Source organism: Actinomadura violacea, from assembly GCF_017573465.1.
Lineage (GTDB): Bacteria > Actinomycetota > Actinomycetes > Streptosporangiales > Streptosporangiaceae > Spirillospora > Spirillospora violacea.
In genome coordinates this window covers 88573-103359 of the sequence record NZ_JAGEPF010000016.1, presented here as the reverse complement: position 1 = coordinate 103359, position 14787 = coordinate 88573, and the positions used below count along the sequence as shown (strand labels likewise).

Below are 14787 nucleotides of genomic sequence, written 5' to 3'. Positions count from 1 at the left end.
TGAACGCGCTCGCGGACGTCGACCTGACCGTGCGCCGCGGCGAGATCCACGCGATCTGCGGGGAGAACGGCGCCGGCAAGTCCACGCTGATGAAGGTGCTGTCCGGGGTGTACCCGCACGGCTCGTACGACGGGGAGATCCTCTTCGACGGCGAGCCGTGCCGGTTCTCCGGCATCCGCGACAGCGAGGAGCGCGGCATCGTCATCATCCACCAGGAGCTGGCGCTGTGCCCGCAGCTGTCGATCGCCGAGAACATCTTCCTCGGCAACGAGCGCGGCGCCCCGGGGTTCCTGGGGCGCGGCCTGGTCGACTGGAACCGCACCAACCACGAGGCGGGCCGGCTGCTGGAGCGGGTCGGGCTGCCGGAGAACCCGGTGACCCCGATCGCCGACCTCGGCGTCGGCAAGCAGCAGCTGGTGGAGATCGCCAAGGCACTGTCCAAGCGGGTGCGGCTGCTGATCCTGGACGAGCCGACCGCCGCGCTGAACGACGCGGACTCCGCGCACCTGCTGGAGCTGATGCGCGGCCTGCGCGACGACGGCATCACCTGCGTGATCATCTCGCACAAGCTGAACGAGGTGCTGGCGATCGCCGACACCGTCAGCGTGCTGCGCGACGGCCGGATGATCGAGACGCTCGACCCGTCGGGCGGCGGGGTCACCGAGGACCGGATCATCTCCGGGATGGTCGGCCGGGACCTGGAGCACCGCTTCCCGCCGCGCGAGCCGGAGATCGGCGCGGAGGTGCTGCGGATCGAGGACTGGACGGTGCACAGCCCCGCGCAGCGCGACCGGGCGGTGGTGTCGGGGGCCGCCCTGTCGCTGCGGCGCGGCGAGATCGTGGGGCTGGCCGGGCTGATGGGCGCGGGCCGCACCGAGCTGGCGATGAGCGTGTTCGGCCGGTCGTACGGGGTGGACATCTCGGGCCGGGTCTACAAGGACGGCGAACCCGTCCGGCTGCGGAACGTGCGGGACGCGATCCGGCACCGCATCGCCTACGCCACCGAGGACCGCAAGCGGTACGGGCTCAACCTCATCCAGGACATCAAGCGGAACGTATCGGCCGCGCGGCTCGGGAAGCTGGCCCGGGCCGGGTGGGTGAACGAGTACGACGAGTACCGGGTCGCCGAGGAGTTCCGCGGCGGGATGAACATCAAGGCGCCGAGCGTGTCGGCCGTGGCCGGGCAGCTGAGCGGCGGCAACCAGCAGAAGGTCGTGCTGTCCAAGTGGATCTTCACGGACCCGGACGTGCTGATCCTGGACGAGCCGACCCGCGGCATCGACGTCGGCGCCAAGTACGAGATCTACACGATCATCAACCGGCTCGCCGCGGAGGGCCGGGCGATCCTGCTGATCTCCTCGGAGCTGCCGGAGCTGCTCGGCATGTGCGACCGGATCTACACGATGGCGGCCGGCCGGATCACCGGCGAGGTGCCGCGGGCGGAGGCGACGCAGGAGCGCCTCATGTCCTTCATGACCATGGGAAGGGAGCAGGCCGGATGAGCCGTACCGCACCTGCCGAGACCGGGGCCGCGAGCCCCGCCGCCGCGCCCGGGGCGGCGCCCGCGGGCCGGCCGCGGCTGACCGTCAACGTGCGGCAGAGCGGCATCTACATCGCGTTCGCGCTGATCGTCGTGCTGTTCGCGGTGCTGACCGGCGGCGATCTGCTGCAGCCGCAGAACATCTCCAACATCATCGTGCAGAACTCCTACATCCTGATCCTGGCGATCGGGATGATCCTCATCATCATCTCGGGGCACATCGACCTGTCGGTGGGCTCGCTGGTCGGCGTGACCGGCGCGATCGCGGCCTGGCTGATGGTGAGCCACCATGTGGCGTGGCCGGTCGCGCTGCTGCTGACGCTGGTGGCGGGCGCCGCGATCGGCGCGTGGCAGGGGTACTGGACGGCGTTCTTCGGCATCCCGTCGTTCATCGTCACGCTGGCGGGGATGCTGCTGTTCCGTGCGCTGACCATGACGGTGCTCGGCAACCAGGGTCTCGGCCCGTTCCCCGACCAGGTGCGGACGCTGTCGAACGGGTTCACCTCCGGCTACTTCGGCAACGTCGGGCTCGGCCCGCTGGGCGGCGCCGACCTGTTCAGCCTGCTGGTGGGGATCGTGGCCGTCGCGGGGCTGGCGGTGTCGCGGTGGCGGACCCGCACGACGCGGCTCGGCTACGGGCAGACCGTCGACCCGGTGCCGGTGTTCCTGCTGAAGATCGTCGCCGCGGGCGCGCTGATCATGGCGGTGACGGTGCAGCTGGCCCGGTTCCACAACCTGCCGTGGGTGCTGGTGCTGCTGGCGGTGCTGGTGCTGGCGTACTCGCTGCTGACGGGACGGTCGGTGTTCGGCCGGCACGTCTACGCGGTCGGCGGCAACCTGCAGGCGGCGGTGCTGTCCGGCGTGCGGGCCAAGTCGGTGGTGTTCTGGCTGTTCGTCAACATGGGCGTGCTGTCGGCCCTCGCCGGGATCATCTTCGCCGGGCGGCTCAACCAGGCGGGGCCCACCGCGGGCAACACCTTCGAGCTGGACGCGATCGCCGCGGCGTTCATCGGCGGCGCGGCGGTGCAGGGCGGCGTCGGCAAGGTGGTCGGCGCGATCACCGGCGGCCTGATCATGGGTGTGATCAACAACGGGATGTCGCTGATGGGCGCGCCGAGCGAGCGGGTGATGCTGGTGAAGGGCCTGGTCCTGCTCGCCGCCGTCGCGTTCGACGTGTGGACGAAGCGGCGGTCCGGGTCGCCGCTGCTGCGGTGACGGGCGTGCCGGACGCGAGGGCCGAGATCGCCGAGCGCGGGCCCGCCGCGCTCGGCGAGGGCCCCACCTGGGATCCCGCGACCGGCCGGCTGGTCTGGGTGGACGTCCTCGCATGCGAGGTGCGCTTCCACGACCCGTCCGGCGGGCCGGGCACCGTCCTGGGCACGGAGCAGCACGTCGGCGCGGCCAAGCCCCGCGCCGGCGGCGGCCTGGTGGTGAACCTGCGCGACGGCGTCGGCCTCTACGACCCGGACGGGTCGTTCCGCTGGCTGGCCGAGTGGCCGGAGGACGGCTGCCGCGGCAACGACGCCGCCGTCGCACCGGACGGGTCGCTGTGGGCGGGCAGCATGCGCTACGACGAGGCGCCCGGCGGCGGACGGCTGCGGCGCGTCGGCCCGTCCGGCGAGGTCCGCACGCTGCTGGACGCCGTGACGGTCAGCAACGGCACCGGGTGGAGCCCGGACGGGCGGCTCGTCTACTACGTGGACACGCCGACGGGACGCATCGACGTCCTCGACGCCGGCGACCCGTCGAAACGGCGGCCGTTCGCGCACGTCCCGACGCCCGGCCTCCCCGACGGCCTCACCGTCGACGCGGACGGCTGCGTGTGGGTGGCGCTGTGGGGCGGCGGCCGCGTCCTGCGGTACACGCCGGCGGGGACGCTCGACCGGGTCGTGGAGATCCCGGCGCGGCAGACGACCGCCTGCGCCTTCGGCGGCCCCGGCCTGCGGGACCTGTACGTCACGACCGCGACGGCGGGCGCGCCGCCGGGCGACGTCCACGCGGGCGCGCTGTTCGTCGTCCCGGACGCGGGGCAGGGCCTGCCCTCCCCCGCGTTCGCCGGCTGACCCGGGCGGCGAGGGCGGTCAGGCGCGGCGGCCGACGCCCGCGAGCGTGAACGTCCGCTCGGCGTGCCCGGCCGCCCCGCCGGGCGGGTCGGGCCGCCACTGCGAGGTGTAGGTCAGGCCCGGTTCGAGCAGGTCGAACGGCGCGACGACGGACTCGACCTCGGCGCGGGTGCGGCCCCGGAACAGGCCGCTGGTCGGCCGGAACACCTTGCGGACGTCGCCGCCCGACTCCGGCTCCGGGTCCTGCGTGATGTGCGTGAACACCAGGTGCCCGCCCGGCGGGAGCGCCGCGTGCAGGCGCCGGACCGACGCGGCGGCCTCGGCGGTGTCTTCGATGAAGTGCAGGACGCGGTCCAGCACGACCGCGACGGGTTCGGAGAAGTCGATGTGCTCGCGGACGGCCGGGTCGTCGGCGACGGCCTCGGGGTGCTTGAGGTCGCACTGCACGACCGACGTCCGCTCGTTGCCCGCGAGCAGCGCCCGCGCGTGCACGAGCACGACCGGGTCTCCGTCGGCGAACACGACGGTCGCGTCCGGCGCGACCCGGGCCGCGACCTCGTGCACGTTGCCGGCCGCGGGCAGCTTGGTGCCGATGTCGATGAACTGCCGCACGCCCTGCCCGGCGAGGTGCCGGACGGCGCGGCCGATGAAGGCGTGGTTCTCCCTGGCCGCCGCCTGCGCCTCCGGGATGACGGCGAGCAGCTGCTCGGCCACCTCCCGGTCGGCGGCGTAGTTGTCCTTGCCGCCGAGCAGGTAGTCGTAGATCCGCGCGGTGTTCGGGGTCGTCAGGTCGACGCCGGCGGGGGACGGCCTCTCCTCGGTCATCGGCACACTCCGCTTCGTCCCGGGGAAGTTGATCGTCTCATGGGACGCGGCGTGCTCGCGCCGGGACGCACCGCACCCGGCCGTCAGGGCCCCTCAGGGTCGACGACGCCGCGGTCGGCCCAGAACGGGTCGAGGAGCGAGCGCAGCCGCTCCGCGCCGACCCGCTCCAGCACGCCGAGCGCGGCGATGTCGCCGGTGAGCTGGTCCAGGCCCGTCGCGCCGAACAGGACCGTGCCGGTGGACGGGTGCGTCAGCGTGAAGGCGATGCACAGCTGCGCGGGCGTCGCGTCCAGCTCGGCGGCCAGCTCGCCGATCCCCTTCGCGGCCTCGACGATCCGCTCGCGGATCCCGCCCGGGTCGCGGCCGATCTGCCGGGACGTCCCGGACTTGCCGGCGAGGATGCCGCCCTCCAGCACGTCGGACGCCTGCATCGACACGCCCTCGGCGAAGACGGCCGCGAACGGCTCCCCGTCGGGGATGGACCGGCGGCACGGGCTGTACTTCAGCTGGGCGAGCTGCGGACCGGGCGAGCCGGCCGCCAGCGCGTGCCCGCGGATCTCCCGGACGGCGGCCGCCGACCAGTTGTTGACGCCCCAGCAGCCGAGCAGCCCCTCCCGCTCCAGTTCGGCGAGGTCGCCTGCGAGCCGCTTGAGGTCGAGGTCGTCGCTGCGGATATCGCCGAGGACCGCCACGTCGGCATGGTCGGCGCCGACGCGGAACAGCGCGTTGGCGAGCTGGTCGCGCAGCGAGTGCTCCGGGTACCCCTCCAGCCACAGCTTGGTGGACAGCAGGTAGTCGTCGCGGGCGATCCCGGCGGCGCGGACGATCGCGGAGAACAGCACGTCGGTGAAGACGGGCGGGTGGCCCGGCATGCCGTAGACGGCGACGTCGAACAGGTTGATGCCGGAGTCGACGGCGTGCCGCAGCATCGTGACGGCGTCGCGGAAGTCCATCCGGTCGTAGGTGTGCCAGGAGCCGAGGGACAGGACGGACGCCTCGGGCCCGGCCGTGCCGAGGCGGCGGCGCGGAACGATCGTGGTCACGTTTCTCCTCACAGGTGCGGGTGGACGACGGCCTTGACCTGTTCGAGCCGCCGCATCGACGCCAGCGCGGCGGACGCGCCGCCGAGGCCGGCGGGCTCGCCGAACAGGTCGTCCCAGGGGAAGCGGTCCCGGGACGTGCGCAGGAACTCGATGGCGCGGTACAGGTCGCCGGCGTCGCCGTTCAGCGAGCCGAGGACGTTCAGCTCCTTGCCCATGATGGTGCCGAGCGGCAGCTCGTCCGGGCGCGGCCCGGTCGTGCCGACCACGACGAACCGGCCGCCGAACGCCGCCATGCCCACCGCCTCGGCGCCGACGCCGGGCGCGCCCGCGAGGTCCAGGACCAGTTCGGCGCCGCGCCCGTGCGTGGCGTCCATGACGGTGGCGAGCCGCGCGTCGGCGCCGCCGTCCAGGCCGATGACGGTGTCGGCGCCGAACGCGCGGGCCAGATCGAGCCGGGAGTCGGGGGCGCCGATGGTGATGACGGTTCCGGCGCCGGACGCGCGGGCGACCGCGGTGGCGACGATGCCGAGCGCTCCCGCGCCCTGGACGACGACACTGGATCCGGGCCGCACCCCGCCGGCGCGGTCGTAGGCGTGCAGGACGGTCTTGACCGCGCATCCGGCCGACGCCGCCCACGTGTCCTTCACCTCGTCGGGCAGCACGACCTTCAGCGCGCCGGGCGTCACATAGTTGTGCGCGGCGAGCCCGCCGGTGGCGTAGGGGAAGCGGTCGGAGCGCAGCAGGAAGCCGTAGCCGCGTTCGGAGCAGGCGACCGGGTTGCGCAGCACGGTGCAGCCGTAGCAGTGCCCGCACACCGACTCCGACCAGCCGATCCGGTCGCCGACCTTGACCGTGCGGCCGAGCGCGTCGCGGGTGCCGGGGCCGACGGCGCGGACGGTGCCCATCGTCTCGTGGCCGAGCACGATCGGCAGCATGTCCGGGAAGGCCATCGCGCCCGACCACAGGTGCACGTCCGTCGCGCACAGGGTGGCGCAGTCGACCCGCACGACCGCCGCGCCGGGCTCGACCTCGGCGGGCAGCGGCAACTCCTCCAGGACGAGGGGGGCGCCGTGCTCGCGCAGCACCGCCGCCCTCGTGGACGTCAACCGGGTCATCACTCTCCTCGTTTCGTCATCGGCCGTGCTCGGTGTCCCAGACCTCGCGCCGGCTGCGCCACCACAGCAGGACCAGGATCACCAGGAAGGGCACCACGCCCTGGTACTTCTGGATCGCGTCGAGGGAGGACGACAGGCCCTCCAGGCAGCCGAGGATCAGCCCGCCGGCGAGGGTCAGCGGCAGGCTGCGGAAGGCGCCCACCATCGCGACCGCCAGCGCGGTGCTGATCAGCCCGGACAGGGTGGAGAAGTCGCCGCCGAGCCGCGGCGCGACCAGCACGACCACCATCGTGGTGACGGCGCCGACGCCGGCCCAGACGCCGACGGCCAGCCGCGGCGCGGGGATCCCGACGACCTCGGCGGTGCCCGGCCGCTCCGACAGCGCCTGCAGCTTCAGCCCGATCCGGGTGCGGGTCAGCAGCAGCCCGACCGCGACGGTGATGAGCAGCGCGAACGCCAGCGACACCGGTACCGACTGCGGGACGACGACGTCCCCCACGGTGAACAGCGGCGCGCCGAACGGGTTGGGGAAGCGGTGCGCGCCGGTGCTGTTGCCGCCGAACAGCCGCACGCCGACCGCGGTGAGCGCGACGAAGATCGCCACGGTCACGGCCGCCTTGGTGCCCTCCTTGTGCCCGGCGAACCAGCGCACCAGCGCCGCGCCGAGCAGCGCCGACAGCGCGGCCGCGAACACCACGCCGGCGAGCAGGGCGAGCAGCGCGTTCACGCCGCGGTCGGTGAGCGACACCATCACGAACGCGCCGAGGGCGCCGACGGCCGTGAGCGCGAAGTTGACCACGGCGACGAGCCGGTAGGTCAGCACGACGCACAGGCCGAGCAGGGCGTACCCGCCGCCGCTGGTCAGCCCGGCGATCACAGAGTTCACCATCGATACCTCCGGGTGGTGCCGGGCGCGCGGGTCCGCGCGCCCGGCGGTCGGATCTGCTCGTCCCGCTACTTCTCGCCGGGGACGGTGAACCCCTCGGGCAGGACCTTCCAGCCGCCGGCGTCGGCCTTCACGAACCGGGTGCCCTTGATCGGGTTGTGCTCCTTGCCGGGCCCGAACACCCACGGGTTGGCGGCCATCGGGTAGTCGACCGGCTTCATCGCCTTGAACGCCTTGGTGACGGACTCGCGGGTGATGGCGCCCTTGATGCCCTTGAGGACCTGGACGAAGAGGTCCGCCGCCATCACCGCGCCCTGGCTGAACGCCGTCTTCTGGATGCCGTTCCTCTCGACGATCCTCGCCCAGCGGTCGTTGCCCGGCAGCGTCGGATCGGTGTACGGCTGCCACTCGGCGCCGCAGTAGGCGTTCATGCCCGCCGGGATCACCTTCGCGTTGGCGTCGGTGTAGCTGTTGGCCGCCAGCAGGAAGTCGACGTTCTGCATGCCCTGCGTCTTGGCCTGCGAGAACCACGGCGCGACGGTCGCGTTGTAGAGGACGGCCTCGCAGCCGGCGTTCTTGTCGGCGACGAGGTAGCGGGTCGGGTCGCCGTTGCCGACCGCGAGGTTCTTGTGGGCGAGCGTCTTGCCGGTCAGCCCCGTCCATTTCTTGATGGCGTTCTCGATGCCGCCGCCGCTGCCCGGAAGGACCGTGTAGTCGATGCAGATCCTCTGCTTCTTCAGCGTCTCGGACGCGTAGTACAGCATCGCGGTCGTCAGCGCGTACGGCCCCGGGTTGACGGGGGCGATGTTCGGGCTGGTGAAGCAGGCCGGGTCGACGCCGACGGCCGGGACGGAGACGATCTTCTCCTTGCTGTAGGTGACGCGGTTCAGCCCGCAGTCCACCGCGCTGGAGGACCCGGCGAACGCGACGACGCCGTCGGACTTGATCAGCTCGCGGGCCGCCTGGCTGGAGCGCTGCGGGTCCATCGCGTCGTCCTTGCTGATCAGCTTCAGCTTCCGGCCGCCGATCCCGCCGGAGGCGTTGACCTCGTCGAAGACCGCCTTGACGGCCTTCGGCACCTCGGGCGTCTGGAACAGCCCGGTGATGCCGTTGATCGAGCCGACCTTGATCGGCCCCTTCGTCGAGTCGCCCGACCGGCAGCCGGCCGCGGTCACGGACACGGTGACGGACACGGCGAGCACGGCCGCCGCCGTCGAGAGGGTGCGCTTCATGGCATGAGCCCTTGCTTGGGGGGTGGGATGGACTGGGGGTGCGCGCGTGCGGGTGGGCGCGCGGACGCGGCGCGGGTCGTCAGGTGGCGGGGACGTCCGCGGTCCCGAGGTAGGCGGCCCGGACGGCCGGCTCCTCCAGGACCTCGGCGGTGGGCCCGGAGGCGATGACGTGCCCGAAGTCGAGGACGGTGACCTGCGCGCACGTCGCCTGGACGAGCTCCATGTCGTGCTCGACGAGCAGGATCGACACCCCGAACCTGGCGGGGACCTCGGTGAGCCGCCGGCCGAGCGCCAGCGACTCGGCGGCGGACTGGCCCGCGGCGGGCTCGTCGAGCAGCGCCACCTTCGGGCGCGCCGCGATCGCCGCGGCGACGTCCAGCAGCCGGCGGCTGCCCGCGTCGACGATGGACACCGGGACGTCGCCGGGCGGGCAGCCGAAGAACTCCAGCAGCTCGTCGGCCTCGGCGCGCGGGAGGCGCCGGCCCGAGCCGATCGTCAGGTACTCGTACAGGGACAGTTCAGGGGCGATCGCGGTGGTCTGGAACGTGCGCCGCAGGCCGCGCTTCGCGCGGGCGCTCGGCCCGAGCCGGTCCAGCCGGGCGCCGGCCAGCTCCACCGAGCCCCGGTAGCCCGCGACGAACCCGGTCGCCGCCGCGATGAACGTCGACTTGCCGGCGCCGTTCGGGCCGATCAGCCCGGCGACCGCGCCGTCCGGGACCGTCAGGTCGACCGCGTCCAGCGCGACGACCTCGCCGAACCGCACGGTCAGCCCGGTCACCTTCAGCGCCGCCGGAGCGGAGCCGCCGGCCGCGCCGGAGCCGGCGGGCGGACGGGGCGCGGGCACCACGGCGGGCGCGTCGCCAGGGTGCTCGTCGCCGGTCCGGTCGAGGAGCTTGCGGGCGTCGCGCTCGCGCTTGCGCATCCGGGTCATGTCGGTCTGGCTGAGCCCGCTGCGCAGCGCGAGCAGCGCGCCCGCGCCGAACAGCACGCCTCCGAAGTCCTGCGGCAGCGACAGCTTGTCCATGATCGTCGCCATCACGGCGCCGAACACGCCGCCGAGCACCGCGCCCTCGGGGTGGTGCGGCCCGATCATGATCGCGACGGCGAACAGCGCGAGGGACTGGCCCATCGCGAAGTTGCTCGGCACGACCATGCTGAGCTGACCGGCGAGCAGCCCGCCGCCGATCCCGGCGACGAAGGCGCTGATCGCGAACGCGGCGAGCTTGCTGCGCGCCACCGAGACGCCGTGCGCGGCGGCCGACCGCTCGGAGTGCCGCAGCTCGTACCAGGACAGGCCGAGCCGCGTCCGGCCGATCGCCCGCAGCGCCACCGCGATCACGGTGAACACGATCACGCAGAGGACGAAGTAGCCGCCGTCGCCGTCGAACGGCGCGGGCCGGTCCAGCATCGTCAGGTCCGCCGCGCCGGGGAACGGGTTGGAGTTCCACACGATGTCGGCGGACACGGCGAACCCGAAGGTGACGACGGCGAGGTTCACCCCGCGGATGCGCAGCGCGGGCAGCCCGATGGCGACGCCCACCGGCACCGCCGCGAGGCCGCCGAGCAGCAGCCAGGCGAAGAACCCGCCGGGCGCGCCCATCACGTTGAGCTTCAGCACGACCCACGCGCCGATCGCCGCGAACGACATCTGGCACAGCGACATCACGCCGGCCCGGCCGACGATCACGCCGAAGCTCTGCATGATCACCGCGCTGACCGCGGCGCTGATCGCCAGGTAGATCCAGTACGGCGGCAGCACCGCCGGGAGGACCGCGCAGGCGAGCACGGCCGCGGCGAGGCCGGTGCCGAGGCTCCGGCCGGACTGGAGCCTGCCGGTCGGGTTCATCGCGCCTCGCTCTCCGCGGCCGGCGGCGTCGCGCCGCCGGGTTCCGCGCCGTCGGATCTCGGGCCGCCGGCGGACGGGGCGCCGCCGAAGTACAGCCGGTGCAGCCGCCGTTCGTCGCCGCGCAGCTCGGCGCACGGGCCGGAGAACACGATCCGGCCCTTGCGGAGCACGTGCGCGCTGGTCCCGACGTCCAGGGCCAGGTTCGCGAACTGCTCGATGAGCACCACCGCGATCCCCATCCCGGCCAGCTCGCCGACCGTGGTCATCAGCCGCCGCACGACGAGCGGCGCGAGGCCGAGCGACATCTCGTCGATCAGCACGACCTTGGGCGCCGACACCAGCGCGCGGCCGAGCACCACCATCTGCTGCTCGCCGCCCGACAGGTGCCCGGCCTGCAGGCCGCGCCGCTTGTCCAGCTCGGGGAAGAGCCGGTAGACGGTCGCGAGGTCGCCGTCGCCCCGCTGGGACACCAGCAGATTCTGCTCGACGGTCAGGGTCCGGAACGTGGTGCGCGCCTGCTCGACGTAGCCGAGCCCCGCCCGCGCCCGCTTGTAGGGGGCGAGCTTCTCGACGGCGGTGCCGGCGAGCCGGACCGTCCCGGACTTGACCTGGGCCAGGCCGGCGATGCCGTCCATCAGCGTCGTCTTCCCCGCGCCGTTCGCGCCGAGCACGACCGTGACCTCGCCCCGCGCGGCCTCCAGCGCGACGTCGTGGACGACCGGCACCTCGGCCCGGTCGACGGCGACGCCCTCCAGCGCGAGAGCCGGAGCCTCCATCACTCGCCGTCCGTCCCGAAGGCGGAGCGCAGTGCGGCGGCGGCGCGGGCGTGGGCCTGCGCGGCGGCCGACAGCTCGGAGGCGAGCGGGCCGAAGAACGCGTGGATCAGGCCGTCGTAGCGGACGAGTTCGGTGTCGACGCCCGCGTCCCTCAGCCGCCGCGCGTACTCCTCCCCCTCGTCGCGGAGCACGTCGCATTCGGCTTCGAGGATCAGCGCGGGCGCCACGCCGGAGAGGTCCTTGGAGCGCAGCGGGAGGAGGTAGGGGTCGTCGAGGTCGGCCGGGCCGGTCGGGTAGGTGGTGAAGAACCAGTCCATGCTCGCCTTGGAGAGGAAGTAGCCCTCCGCGAACTCGGCGTAGGACGCGCGCCCGTCCTCGGGGTGGCCGAGGACGGGCGAGACGAGCACCTGCAAGGCGAGCTCGGGCCCGCCGAGGTCGCGGGCCTTGAGCGCGGCGACCGCGGCGAGGTTGCCGCCGGCGCTCTCGCCGCCGACGGCGATCCGGGCGGGGTCGGCGTTGATCCCGGCGCCGTGCGCGGCGACCCACCGGACGGCGGCGTAGGCGTCCTCGGCGGCGGCCGGGAAGGGGTCCTCGGGGGCGAGCCGGTAGTCGACGGAGACGACGACCGCCCCGGCCGCGGCGCAGACGGCGCGGCAGGAGAACTCGTTCTCGTCGAGCCCGCCGATCGTCCAGCCGCCGCCGTGGAACCAGACGAACGCGGGGAACGGGCCGTCCCCCTCCGGGGTGTAGACGCGCACCGGGAGGTCGCCGGCCGGGCCCGGGATCGCGGTGTCGGCGACCGACCCGACCCGCCGCAGGTTCTCCGGCACCGTCCACATCGACTTGAACTGCTCGCGGATCGCGGGGACGTCCAGCGGTCCGGCCGACCGGTTCGGGTCCTCGGCGGGGGTGCGGTCGACGATCCGCTGCGCCTCGGGATGAAGGGGCATCGATTACCTCCGAAGGCCCGGTGCGCCCGGGCCCCGGGGGCCGGGCACTCCGAAATCGTATCTGATTCCGTGTACGTTAAAGGCATACCATCGACGGTGTCCAGAGCTGGAGCGCGATATGACCGACGAATCCCCCGCGGCCGACCTCGTCCTCACCGGCGGGCGCGTGCACACCGCCGACGCCCGCGACCGGGTGGCCGAGGCCGTCGCGGTGCGCGCCGGCCGCATCGCCCGCGTCGGCACCGCCGCCGAGGTCGCGCCGCTGGTCGGGCGCGGTACCCGGGTCGTCCGGCTGGCCGGGCGGTCGGTGCTGCCGGGCATCAACGACTCGCACCTGCACGGCGTCTGGCTCGGCGCGATGTGGCCGTCGCTGCTCATGGACCAGCTGGCCGGATCCGGCGGGCACGCGCACGAGACGCCGTCCCGGCTGGAGTCCTCCGCCGACCGGCGCCGCGCGATCCTGCGCACGGCCGACCTGCTGGCCTCGCTCGGCGTCACCAGCTACACCGAGCCCGGCCTCGGCCCCGGCGAGGACGACGGCCCGAGCGGCTGCTTCGGCTCCGCGGCGCTGCGCGACTACGCCGACCTCGCCGCCGAGGGCGCGCTGAAGGCGCGGGTCACCGCGCTGATGCTGTTCGGGGAGCTGGACGGCCGCAGCTCGGCGGCCGAACTGGCGAAGGGGCTGCGCGAGTTCGTCCCGCCGGCGGACGTGCCGGGCCGGTTCCGGGTCGCCGGCGTCAAGATCTTCGCCGACGGCATCCCACCGATGCGCACCGCCTGGACGGACCGTCCCTACGCCGGCGGCGGGCACGGGTCACTGCTGGTCGACGGCGCGGACGACACCGAGCGCGAGGCCGCGCTCCGCGCGATGATCGCCGTGGCGCACGACGCCGGCCACCAGGTCGGCGTGCACGCGACCGGGGACCGCGCCACCCGGGTCGTCGCGGACGCGTTCGCCGCCGCGACGGGCCGCGACGGCCGGGACGCCCGGCACTACGTCATCCACGGCGACCTGCTCTCCCCCGCGACGCTGGCCGTCCTGGCCGCGCACGGGATCGGGCTGAACACGCAGGCCGGCATCCCGGTCGCGACCGAGCCGCTGCTGGCCGCCGCGCTCGGCGCGGACGCCCTCCGCGACGCCTGGCCGACCCGCGACGCGCTCGACGCGGGCGTCCGGCTGTCGCTCAGCTCGGACGCGCCCGTGCTCACCCCCGACTGGCGGGCCGGCGTCGCCGCCGCCGTGACCCGCCGCGCCGTGGACGGGAGCGTCCGCGGCGCCGCGCAGCGGCTCGCGCTCACCGAGGCGCTGCGCGCCTACACGATCACCCCGGCATGGCAGGACGGCGCCGAGCACGCGAAGGGCTCGATCGAACCCGGGAAGGCCGCCGACCTGTGTGTCCTGGACGCCGACCTGTTCGACCTCGAACCCGCCGCCCTGCCCGAGGTTCCGATCGCGCTGACCGTCCTGGACGGCGAGGTGATCCACGAACACCGCTGACGGTGTCAGGGGGCGTCGGTGCCCCAGGACGCGGCGGGGTCGACGACGCCCTCGTCCAGCCAGAGGCCGGCGGCCGCTTCGGGGAGCTCGTCCCCGTGCCGGGCGAGCAGGTCCAGCGCGGCGAGGTCGTCCTCGAGCTGCGCCTTGCGGCTGACGCCGACGAGGACGTTCGCCACGGCCGGGTGGGTCAGGCAGTAGGCGATCGCGAGCTGCGCCGGAGTGGCGCCGAACCGCTCGGCGACCTGCTGGACCTGCGGGAACGCGGCGCGGATCCGGTCGCGGATGCCGCCGGGGTCCTGGCCGATCTTGCGCTGCGGGTCGAGCCTCCCGGCGAGGATGCCGCCTTCCAGGACGTCCGACGCCTGCAGTCCGAGACCGTCCTCGAACAGCCGGCGGTAGGGCGCCCCCTCGGGCACCGAACGGCGCGCCAGGCTGTACTTGAGCTGCGCGAACGACGGCGGGACGAGGCCCTCCGCGGCGGCGAACCGGCGGGCGAACAGCACGTCTGCGGCAGACCAGTTGTTGACGCCCCAGGACGCGAACCGGCCCGCCCGCACCAGCTCGGCGACGTCCGCGACGACGGCCCGCAGGTCCGGTTTCTCCATGAAGTCGCCGACGACGACGGTGTCGGCGCGGTCGGTGCCGATCCGCCCCAGCGACACCTTGATCTGCTCGGCGAAGGACAGGGCCGGGTACTCCCAGAGCCAGAGCTTGCCGCACAGAAGGTAGTCATCGCGTGCGAGGCCCGCGTCCCGGACGGCCTGCCCGAACAGCACGTCGGTGACCGCGTTCTCCGCGTGCGGGCCGAAGTCGTAGTGCGCGACGTCGAACATGTCCGCGCCGCCGTCCACGGCCAGCCGCACCAGCTCGGCGGCCGCCTCGCGCTCCATCCGGTCCCAGGTGTTCCAGGAGCCGAGCGCCAGCGGCGGCACCTCAGGGCCGTCCGCGCCCAGGCGGCGCCTCGGCACCCGTGCTGAGAACTCCATCGGTGACCTCCGATCGCTGAGCGGCCG

The 14787-nt window shown here is 73.8% G+C and carries 12 protein-coding genes and 1 pseudogene; 4 read left to right on the top strand and 9 right to left on the bottom strand.

Annotated features, from left to right (window positions below; translation table 11 throughout):
- Nucleotides 1-8: 8 nt before the first annotated feature.
- The 3 genes and pseudogenes from mmsA to J4709_RS26010 all read left to right on the top strand — a co-directional run.
- A pseudogene (gene mmsA / locus J4709_RS26020) lies at nt 9-1502 on the top strand (multiple monosaccharide ABC transporter ATP-binding protein); the annotation flags it as partial.
- Nucleotides 1499-2755, top strand: a complete 1257-nt coding sequence (mmsB, locus tag J4709_RS26015; RefSeq protein WP_208244420.1) for a multiple monosaccharide ABC transporter permease — start codon at nt 1499-1501, stop codon at nt 2753-2755. The pseudogene mmsA and the gene mmsB, both read left to right, overlap by 4 nt.
- Entirely contained in the window at nt 2716-3603 is an 888-nt protein-coding gene (locus J4709_RS26010; protein ID WP_307801560.1) for an SMP-30/gluconolactonase/LRE family protein, read from the top strand. Before mmsB ends, J4709_RS26010 begins: the two co-directional genes overlap by 40 nt.
- Nucleotides 3604-3621: 18 nt before the next feature.
- On the opposite strand, the gene J4709_RS26005 is transcribed toward J4709_RS26010, so the two are convergent.
- From J4709_RS26005 to lipP1, 8 genes are all read right to left on the bottom strand, one after another.
- On the bottom strand, nt 3622-4428 hold the full coding sequence (locus tag J4709_RS26005) for an SAM-dependent methyltransferase (protein WP_208244419.1): 807 nt from the start codon (nt 4426-4428) through the stop codon (nt 3622-3624).
- Nucleotides 4429-4511: 83 nt separating this feature from the next.
- Nucleotides 4512-5471 (bottom strand): aldo/keto reductase, encoded by a 960-nt coding sequence (locus tag J4709_RS26000; protein ID WP_307801559.1) that lies wholly within the window; start codon nt 5469-5471, stop codon nt 4512-4514.
- Nucleotides 5472-5479: 8 nt separating this feature from the next.
- Nucleotides 5480-6586, bottom strand: coding sequence for a zinc-binding dehydrogenase (locus J4709_RS25995; protein ID WP_208244418.1), 1107 nt, complete (start codon nt 6584-6586; stop codon nt 5480-5482).
- A gap of 16 nt (nt 6587-6602) precedes the next feature.
- The gene (locus J4709_RS25990; RefSeq protein ID WP_208244417.1) at nt 6603-7475 is read right to left on the bottom strand and encodes a branched-chain amino acid ABC transporter permease; all 873 of its coding nucleotides are present in this window, start codon (nt 7473-7475) and stop codon (nt 6603-6605) included.
- Nucleotides 7476-7540: 65 nt separating this feature from the next.
- Nucleotides 7541-8704: an ABC transporter substrate-binding protein gene (locus J4709_RS25985; protein ID WP_208244416.1), complete on the bottom strand. Its 1164-nt coding sequence runs from the start codon at nt 8702-8704 to the stop codon at nt 7541-7543.
- Nucleotides 8705-8783: 79 nt separating this feature from the next.
- On the bottom strand, nt 8784-10550 hold the full coding sequence (locus tag J4709_RS25980) for a branched-chain amino acid ABC transporter ATP-binding protein/permease (protein ID WP_208244415.1): 1767 nt from the start codon (nt 10548-10550) through the stop codon (nt 8784-8786).
- On the bottom strand, nt 10547-11326 hold the full coding sequence (locus tag J4709_RS25975; protein ID WP_208244414.1) for an ABC transporter ATP-binding protein: 780 nt from the start codon (nt 11324-11326) through the stop codon (nt 10547-10549). The genes J4709_RS25980 and J4709_RS25975 overlap by 4 nt, the downstream gene beginning before the upstream one ends.
- A complete protein-coding gene (gene lipP1, locus J4709_RS25970; RefSeq protein WP_208244413.1) occupies nt 11326-12276 on the bottom strand; it encodes a LipP1 family hormone-sensitive lipase in 951 nt (316 codons plus the stop codon). The genes J4709_RS25975 and lipP1 overlap by 1 nt, the downstream gene beginning before the upstream one ends.
- Before the next feature lie 118 nt (nt 12277-12394).
- Between lipP1 and J4709_RS25965 the strand changes: the two genes are divergently transcribed.
- Nucleotides 12395-13774, top strand: coding sequence for an amidohydrolase (locus J4709_RS25965; RefSeq protein ID WP_208244412.1), 1380 nt, complete (start codon nt 12395-12397; stop codon nt 13772-13774).
- 5 nt (nt 13775-13779) lie between these two features.
- Here J4709_RS25965 and J4709_RS25960 read toward each other — a convergent pair whose 3' ends face one another.
- Nucleotides 13780-14760, bottom strand: coding sequence for an aldo/keto reductase (locus J4709_RS25960; protein WP_208244411.1), 981 nt, complete (start codon nt 14758-14760; stop codon nt 13780-13782).
- Nucleotides 14761-14787: the final 27 nt, after the last annotated feature.